Below are 8,134 nucleotides of genomic sequence, written 5' to 3'. Positions count from 1 at the left end.
GGACCCTCAGCAAGTCCCATCGTTGCAGGTCAAGGGCACTTTCCGTGTTTCTGATCAACTCTTGGACAGCCCACCTCGTGAAAGCACGAGGTTAATGGCCACTTAACGACGACTCCTTGAACTCCATGGTTCTGCCCCTGCCAGCGGTGAGAGTCCGGGTAACTGGTCAGTCTGATTGCTGCTGGTCGCCGACGAGGAGGGAGAGCCCGGGGCGGGCGAAGGTGGTGTACGGGGGTCTGGTGGCCGCGGAAGGGATAGTTCCAGATGGCGAGGAGGTCATTGGGTGGCGGGCCGCTGGTCTCGCGGGGGATGTACATGGCGTCGAACTTGTCGGCGTCGATGACGCTGGGTTGTCGTGGGGAGGGGCGGGGGTGTGTGCCGGGCTTGTGGGTGGGCGGGGTGTGGGGCCGGCGGCAGGGGCGGGAGTGCCAGGCCGTGGAGCCCGGGTGCTACCGGGGGAGTGGTGAAGGGTGAGCCGGCGGCGGGCGTGGTGGATCGTGAGTCGGCGGGAGTGGTGGATGCTGAGCTGGCGGCGGGAGTGGTGGATCGTGAGCCGGCGGGCGTGGTGAAGAGTGCCAGCAGCGGTCGACGTCCGCCTCGGTGGCGCGGGTGCCCGACCACCACAGCCAGACCGGCTTGTTGACCCCGCCGCTGGGCAGCTTTTCCACGACCAGGCGGATGACGGTGCCCTCGATGAGGGGCAGCGGTTTGTCGTGGTCGAGGCATGCGGCCTGGTGGGTCAGTCGCGGGTGCAGCCGGTCCCATGCCTGGGCGGTCGCCTTCCCATAGGGCCGGGTGTCCGTGGCCGTCACGGCCTGCTCGGTGCCCCAGGTTGTGGGATCACCGAAGACGAACTCGCCGCCGTGCTTGGGCGGTCGGCCGCCCTTGGGGTTGGCCAGGTGGAACTCTTCGCGCGAGGGTTCCGGACGCCGCATCACCCGATCTGAACGGAGTCGGCCGAGGGTCTCGACAGGAAGCCCAGCCAGCAGGTGGGCGATGCGCGGGGCGTCGTATCCGGCGTCCAGCACGACCAGGACACCTCAACAAGATTGTGTTAGAAGCAGAGGGCGGCGAGGCGCCGGAAGAACTTGTCGAGCGCGCCCTGGACGTCTGCGGACAGCACTACGCGGCCGTGACCGGCACCCCCTCCGACCTGTGGGACCAGGAGACCGTCCGTGCTGTCGTGGGCATCGCCCTGCGGACCGTGCGCATGGCGGAGCGGGACGCCTACCCGCAGACCCTGGAGACGTACCTGCACCAGCGTCGGGCGCGGCTGGAGCGGCTGTGGCAGCGCTACGGGCCCGATGGCATGTTCGCGGGCGAGCCATGCTGATCGACCGGACCGCCTGCTTCGTGCTGTGCGAGAGGATCGACAGCACCCCGCTCTGGCTCGAAGGGATCTGGACGCGGGAGGGCCAAGAGGAAACCGCGCTGGAAAGGCCTCAGAACGCCTGGCTCTACGACACGGGAGAGGAGGACGGACGATGAGCAGGAGGCCACTCAAGAAACATCAGATCGCCCAGAAGTCGAGTTTCCGTAAGTAGTGGGTCGGATTCCCTGCAAGGTCATCCGTGCCCCCACAGGGTGCCCGTGGCACCATCGTGTCAGCGACCGGGTCAGGCAAAACGATCATGGCTGCCGCGAGCGCGCTGGAGTGCTTCCCCGAGGGCCGGATCCTCGTGACCGTGCCGACCCTGGACCTGCTCGTGCAGACCGCCCAGGCATGGCGCGCGGTCGGTCACCACTCGCCCATGGTCGCGGTGTGCTCGCTGGAGAACGACCCGGTGCTGAACGAGCTGGGGTGCGCACCACCACCAACTCGATCCAACTCGCCCTGTGGGCCGCCGACGGGACGGTCCGGATCGGTGACGACTACCTGCACGTTCACCCCGTGCCGGCGGTGCTTGTCGGAGTAGTCGGCCCGTCCGTCGCCGACCCGGTCGCACTCGGCGAGCGTGCCGTCCAGGAGGACGAAGCCCGGCATCTGCTCGCGTAGGACCTTCAGCGGGCCCGGTGCACGGTCGGCGAGGAGGTCGATGACCGTGCTGGTGTAGGCGTGGGCGGTGGACTCGCTGATCCCGAAACCCGGCAGCGACTTTCGCCAGGGTGGTGTGCTCGCGCAGGTACACCAGTGCCACTACCGCGCGCTGGGACGGACGGAGCTTGCAGCGGCGGTCACCCTCACGGGTGACGATGAGCATGGTGACCCACTCCACGAGCGCATGTGGCAGGTCGAGTGCGGCAGGACAGATGACCAACGAGGCCCCTGAGCAGCGTGGTTGAGACGTCAGACATCTCGATCAACTGCCCGGGGGCCTCGCTCGTTGCGCTTCACGGGACTGTCACCCGATCGGTGGCCCGCTCGAAGAGCTCACCCACAGAGTTTTCGGTGGGTGTGGATCCTGCCACCTGATGCGTTAGCCTCGCGCTTTCACGAGGTGGGTGTCCGAGGCTTGATCAAATAAGCGGAGAGTGCTTCTGACCTGCAACGATGGGACTTGTCTAGGGTCCATGTCGCCGCAAGGAAAGAAGCACTCTCCAGGTGAAGAAGCGTATCGGGTCGTACCCGCGTGTCCGCATCGAGGGCGGCGGCCGGGCGGTGGTCTCGCAGGCCGGGGGTGTGCTGCTGGTCGAGACCGTCCGCAAGGCCGGCCTGTACACCGCGATATCAGCGGCGCTGACGCCGTGGCGGAAGGCTCGGGCGGTGCACGATCCGGGCAAGATCTTGCTGGATGTGGCCCTGGCGGTCGCGCTGGGCGGGGACTGCCTCGCGGATGTCGCCGTGTTGCGGGCCGAGCCGGCCGTGTTCGGACCGGTGGCCTCCGACCCGACGGTCTCCCGCCTCATCGACACCCTCGCAGCCTCCGGGGAGAGGGTCCTGCGGGCCATCCGTTCCGCGCGGGCCGACGTCCGCAGGCACGTGTGGCAGTTGGCCGACCGGGAAGCGCCCGATGCCGACGGGACGGTGATCGTGGACCTTGACGGGGTGCTGGTGATCGCGCACTCCGACAAGGGGACGCCGCACCCACGTGGAAGCGAACCTACGGCCACCACCCGCTGATGGGGTTCGTCGACCACGGACCCGGCGGCACGGGTGAACCGGTCGCGGCCCTGCTCAGACCGGGCAACGCAGGCTCGAACACGGCCACCGGCCACATCACCGCCGCCCGACTGGCCCTGGCACAGCTGCCGAAGAAGTACCGGCGCGGGCGCCGGACCCTGATCCGCACCGACTCCGCGGGCGGCACCCACGACTTCGTGGCCTGGCTCGCCCGGCGGGGGCGGTGGCTGTCCTACTCGGTCGGCATGGTGATCACCGAGCAGGTCCACAGCCAAGTGCTGAAGGTTCCCGCCTCGGCCTGGACGCCGGCCGTCGAGGTGGACGGCGAGATCCGCGACGGCGCCTGGGTCGCCGAACTCACCGGCGATGTTCTGGACGGCTGGCCCAAGGACATGCGGCTGATCGTGAGGAAGGAACGACCGTACCCGGGGGCCCAGTTGCGTCTCACGGATGTGGACGGCATGCGGCTGACCTGTTTCGCCACCAACACCTCGGGCCGGCCGATCGCCGAGCTCGAACTCCGTCACCGGCTGCGGGCCCGCGCCGAGGACCGCATCCGCGCCGCCCGGGCCACCGGCCTGCGCAACCTCCCCCTGCACCGCACGGCCCAAAACCGGATCTGGCTGGAGATCGTGCAGATCGCTCTCGACCTGTTGGCCTGGATGCCGATGCTCGCCCTGACCGGCAAGGCCAGGCTCTGGGAGCCCCGCCGACTACGGCTCCGCCTGTTCACCGCGGCCGGACAGCTCGTGACCACCGGCCGCCGGCGAATCCTCCGCCTGGCCCGGCACTGGCCTTGGACAGGTCACATCACCGCAGCCCTCGACCGGCTCACCCAACTGCCCGACCCTGGCTGACCAGCGGATTCCCCGTCCCTTCGACAGCACCTCAACACCCGGAGCAGTGGAATCCGGCGCCATCCCGAGGCGACACGCGGGTCTTCGCCCTGCACAGCCTCAGCCCACGGTACGAAAACGGTCCACCGACTCCGTCGGCGGACCGTCACGAAACTTCGAGGTTAGCGTCCCTGTGCGGCCCTGGTGGCGCGCGCCGCCTGATGTCCAGGGCGGGCTTGTGCGCGCTCTGGGTCGTGCTGGGCGATATTGGGCTGAACCCCTGCAGCGGCCTCTTTTTCCTCGTGCGCCGTGATCCAAGAATGCTGGGGTAGTCGGAGTGGTTGCCGCGTCAGGGTGGTCTGAGCAGCCTCAGAAGTTGCCACTGGGGGACTCCATGCCCCATTCCACAATTGCTTATTGTCTCCGAAGTCTCTATGCCACTGCCTGACAACGGCCCGCTCTTCCGGCGGCAGCGTCAAAAACGCCTCATTTAGAGCTCCCGTAAGGAGTTCCCTATCGTGCTTGGACCACCGGAGCTTCATATCTGCACCATCCAAAGCGTCAACCCATTCGTAAAAGGATTCTTTTAGACAACTGAGGACGTCACCGCTGAAGTTCCGAATGAAGCGCGGACTAAATTCTGCAGAAACGCCCGTCGGTCGAATGTCAATGGCGCTAAGCTTGAACGGATTATTTTCCAGATATTGACTTCCGTTGTGGGCACCTAATGCGGCGTGAAGGTTGTGGAACTTCCACCGCGCGGTGTCGATTGCCCGGCTTCGAAAGTCCGAGCGCGACCGGGCCAGCGTAGCGTCCCAGTTAGTCAGGTTACCATTCCAGTTAAGGACTTCCCTACGAGCGCCCGTGTACGAGTAAAAGTACAGAGCCGCACCGAAATAAACGGCAGCGGCCGTCAGGGCCTCACCGGAAATCTTCTCTGGATTTGCTTCGTAAACTGCCCCTGCCACGCACTCGTCAAAACTTTTAAGTGAGCGAGTTTCCTGGGCTGCCTCATGGACTGCCGAGAACCATTTGCTGTCGACATTATCATCAAGGGTACGCACACTAAGTGCCAAGTGCGGTTTATGGTAAGGTTCACCCTCGCCGGGCCAAGGATTCCAGCTGTACACAGGAATCTGCGCCATAGACTCTTCGAATGCCTTAAGTCCGTCACTACTGAGATGCGCAAAATCCCCCTCGCCCACCCCGCCATAATTTCCACCCATTTGACCGAAGGGGCCGTTATCAAGAAACTGGGGATAATCGTCGACAGCGCGTTGGTCAACACGTCTAACCACAGCAGTCTGATGATCCATCTCATGGTCAAGGTAGCGCTGAGTCAAGTAGCCTTCGCTTGCCAGTTTTTCGACTATTCGATCTGGGTTCTGCCTCTCTGAAAAAATTGCATGGTAAATTCCGTGCGTACTCATGAGGCGATGTAGGGCCGAAACTTCTTCTGGGGCAAGGCCGCTGGGCAAATCTACCGTCCCATCATGTTCGAGGAATCACGAGCTTTCCGAACCTATACGCACTGGAAGGCGAAAAGGTTCACAAGCGGCCATTACTGACCTTGAATGCGTGATGTCGTCATGGTGGCTGGCGTCGGAGACCGGTGCCGGCGAGGCAGCCGTCGAGGACGTCGGGACGGTACTGGAGCTGGCGTAAGCCGCGCCGGACAGCAGTGAGCTTCTTCGAGCGGGCCACCGATCGGGTTACAGTCCCGTGAAGCGCAACGAGCGAGGCCCCCGGGCAGATCTGTTGGCCGACATGGGGGCGTACCAGCCTTACGTCCTGACCCCTGACGGGGACATCCAGATCGACCGGCTCAACTCCGACTACCGCCGACAGCTCACCGGTTGGGACGCAGGGCGGTAGCCGCCAGCTGGCACACAGCACCGGACTCCGGGCCTTGTGAGCCGCGGGGTCCGGTCACGGTCACGGCGCAAGAAGGCGATCAGAGACTGTCCGGGACGGCATGCGGGACCGCCACCGGCCTTGCCCAGTCCGTGCCCAGTTTCCGTCTGCTGCGCGCCCACCTCGCCTCCGGTGCCGACCTCGCCGCCCTCACCCGCGACGCCGTACGGCCCTGTCCAACGGCCAGCGGCAGCTGATGACCGCGCTCGGCCTCACCACGGAGGCCAACCCGCTGGCTCCCGCCCGCCGGGCTCGCCGTACCTTCGAGCAGACCGTGCAGCTCCTGGAGCTTTTCCTGCACCGCGAAGGCCGCCCTCACAGCACGCGAGACCATCCGCGTCGACGGCGACACCGTCAACCTCGGCGCCTGGCTCGCCAAAGCCCGCACCAAGCACCGCACAGGCCAGCTCCCTGAGACCCACCTCCGCCTGGTCGCCGCCCTCCTGGACGGAGACTGGACCACCGAGACCGCCGTCCTGGCCTGAACCGCCGCTGCCCCAGGGGCGCGAGTGGGGGCCCGTATGCTGCGCCGGTCCGGCATTTCACCCGCAGAAAGAGAAACCTCCCGCCGTGTTCCAGCAGACCCCCGTCTACGACCGCCTCGTCGCCGAACGCGGCGACATCCCCGTCCAGGTCCGCAACGAAGCCGACCGAATCCACCGTGACCTGGCCCGCGTCCTGCCTCAGACATCCGTCCCCCGGCCGAGCACCCCGCCCAGCGGCTCCGCACCGGAGCAGCCTCCCCGCGCCTGTAAGGGCTCAGGCCCTCAGCAACCGGCCGTGCCGTGACCCCCGGCACGACGAGCATCGTTGCACCGGCTGGTGCCGCCTCTTCGCCCGCGCTGTGACGGTGCCCGGCCGAGCGCCGCGTCAGCCCACGACCGGTGCGGACAGGTAGGCCCCAAACTCACAGCGCCCCGCCGCGCGGCCCCCGGCCGCCCAGCAGGCGCCGGATCGTGGGACTGGCTGCAAGGACGGCACGGCCATGACCTCCGGCTGACCGCATGCGCGGGGACCGGGGCTTCCCGGCCGGTCCTGCTGCTGAGAGGAGGACCAGGCAGGCAGGCGCCAGACCCGCGGCGGACGGCCTTATATGCGGCCGCTCAGAGCGTGAGCACCAGCCGCGTGGAGAAGTTGTCGTACATGCCCTCCCCGTCCGGTCCGTACACGAACTCGGCCATGCCGGGATTACGGTTGGCGGTCGCCAAGGGGAGCCAGGCCAGCAGGTGGCCGTAGTCGCCGCACACCGACTCGCCTCCGTCGCCGCCGTGGACCGCGGTGACATCGCCGGTCAGCTTGGCGCGGTAGGTGTCGTAGGCGATGTGCAGCCCGAAGGTGTTCAGCTCGTTGTGCGGGCCGGGGGCGTCCCCGTAGGGGATGCGGTCGAGGGGACAGTCGTCGCCCCACCGGAACAGGGTGCCCGCCCCGGCGCCGCAGGCGTGTTCCCACTCGTCGGGGCTCGGCATGCGCAGACCGCGGGCGGAGAGGGCTACCGGTATGTCGGCCGGGGGTTCGGTCAGGGTCTCGTCCTCCACGGCCATGAGGACGGTGTCCAGGTGAACGCTGCTGCGAGCGCTGAGGATCCGCTCGAGGTGGGTCCGCAGATCGGGCCCGTATCCGTAGCCCTGCTCCCGGCTCTCGGCGTAGTCGGCGGCCTGCTGGGGGGTCGGCTGTTAGGTGTTCAGGTCGACGCCCAGGGACACCTGGCCTCCGGGTATCAGCGCGAACTCCTGCGCGTCCCGCTCGATCCGGACGCGGTACAGCGGGGCACCGAGGTGTTCGGTGGCCTCGACGAGGGACACCCGGCCGTCTACGTGGTCAGCGGCCTTCTGGGCGATCCGCCGGGCGGTGACCTCATCGAAGGTCCGCCACAGGTCGAGAGTGAGATCAGCGAGCGACATGGCCGGCAGTGTGGCACGCGGCACTGACACCGGCGCGGAGAGACGGCTCAGTTGTGCCACTCGTCATTCTCGTCCGGGAGGCCAGCCGGTATGTGGCCGGACCCTGTCACCCCTTCGTACCTGTTCACAAGCGCCGCCCCGAACGCCGCGCGCCGGCCCGCACGCGCCTCGACCGGTCACCAGCGGCCGACTGCGTTGTGTCAGTGCTTGGTGTCACACTGCAACCATCCCCATGGCGGGGGTGGTTGACGTGATCGCCCTACGAGAGGACCGATACGTGGCGGCCGACTGGGACGCACTGGACTTCACCTGCCCTACGTGCGCGGCTACTGACTTCGGCTCTTCAAGGTGACGTGGGTTTGTCGAGGGTCAGGCCGGTGCCGGCTATGAAGCCGTCGAGGGTGTCGGGCCGGTACTGAAGG

3 protein-coding genes and 5 pseudogenes are annotated in these 8,134 nt (G+C 66.9%); 4 read left to right on the top strand and 4 right to left on the bottom strand.

Annotation, left to right across the window (positions count from 1 at the left end; all coding sequences use genetic code 11):
- Positions 1 to 572: 572 nt before the first annotated feature.
- A pseudogene (locus tag ACH4C6_RS35465) lies at positions 573 to 1,037 on the bottom strand (transposase); the annotation flags it as partial.
- A gap of 14 nt (positions 1,038 to 1,051) precedes the next feature.
- Between ACH4C6_RS35465 and ACH4C6_RS35460 the strand changes: the two are divergent.
- The 3 genes and pseudogenes from ACH4C6_RS35460 to ACH4C6_RS35450 all read left to right on the top strand — a co-directional run.
- Positions 1,052 to 1,333: a hypothetical protein gene (locus tag ACH4C6_RS35460; protein ID WP_398112723.1), complete on the top strand. Its 282-nt coding sequence runs from the start codon at positions 1,052 to 1,054 to the stop codon at positions 1,331 to 1,333.
- A complete protein-coding gene (locus ACH4C6_RS35455) occupies positions 1,327 to 1,488 on the top strand; it encodes a hypothetical protein (protein ID WP_398112722.1) in 162 nt (53 codons plus the stop codon). Before ACH4C6_RS35460 ends, ACH4C6_RS35455 begins: the two co-directional genes overlap by 7 nt.
- Positions 1,485 to 1,876: pseudogene (locus ACH4C6_RS35450) on the top strand (DEAD/DEAH box helicase family protein); the annotation flags it as partial. The gene ACH4C6_RS35455 and the pseudogene ACH4C6_RS35450, both read left to right, overlap by 4 nt.
- Here the strand turns inward: ACH4C6_RS35450 and ACH4C6_RS35445 are convergent.
- Positions 1,859 to 2,258 (bottom strand): annotated as a pseudogene (locus tag ACH4C6_RS35445) (transposase family protein); the annotation flags it as partial. The pseudogenes ACH4C6_RS35450 and ACH4C6_RS35445 sit on opposite strands and share 18 nt — an antisense overlap.
- Before the next feature lie 284 nt (positions 2,259 to 2,542).
- On the opposite strand from ACH4C6_RS35445, the pseudogene ACH4C6_RS35440 reads away from it, so the two are divergent.
- Positions 2,543 to 3,918: pseudogene (locus tag ACH4C6_RS35440) on the top strand (IS1380 family transposase).
- A gap of 161 nt (positions 3,919 to 4,079) precedes the next feature.
- Here the strand turns inward: ACH4C6_RS35440 and ACH4C6_RS35435 are convergent.
- Both ACH4C6_RS35435 and ACH4C6_RS35430 read right to left on the bottom strand, forming a co-directional pair.
- Entirely contained in the window at positions 4,080 to 5,327 is a 1,248-nt protein-coding gene (locus tag ACH4C6_RS35435; protein ID WP_398112721.1) for a hypothetical protein, read from the bottom strand.
- Between the two features lie 1,587 nt (positions 5,328 to 6,914).
- Positions 6,915 to 7,712 (bottom strand): annotated as a pseudogene (locus ACH4C6_RS35430) (hypothetical protein).
- Between the last annotated feature and the right edge of the window lie 422 nt (positions 7,713 to 8,134).

This window comes from Streptomyces sp. NPDC017943 (assembly GCF_044328425.1).
Taxonomy (GTDB): domain Bacteria; phylum Actinomycetota; class Actinomycetes; order Streptomycetales; family Streptomycetaceae; genus Streptomyces; species Streptomyces djakartensis_A.
This window is presented reverse-complemented; position numbering and strand designations above follow the sequence as displayed.

Bases quoted from the DNA above. Each gene is read 5' to 3' on its own strand.
- ACH4C6_RS35455 (WP_398112722.1), top strand. From the start codon at position 1,327: ATGCTGATCGACCGGACCGCCTGCTTCGTGCTGTGCGAGAGGATCGAC.
- ACH4C6_RS35435 (WP_398112721.1), bottom strand. From the start codon at position 5,327: ATGAGTACGCACGGAATTTACCATGCAATTTTTTCAGAGAGGCAGAAC.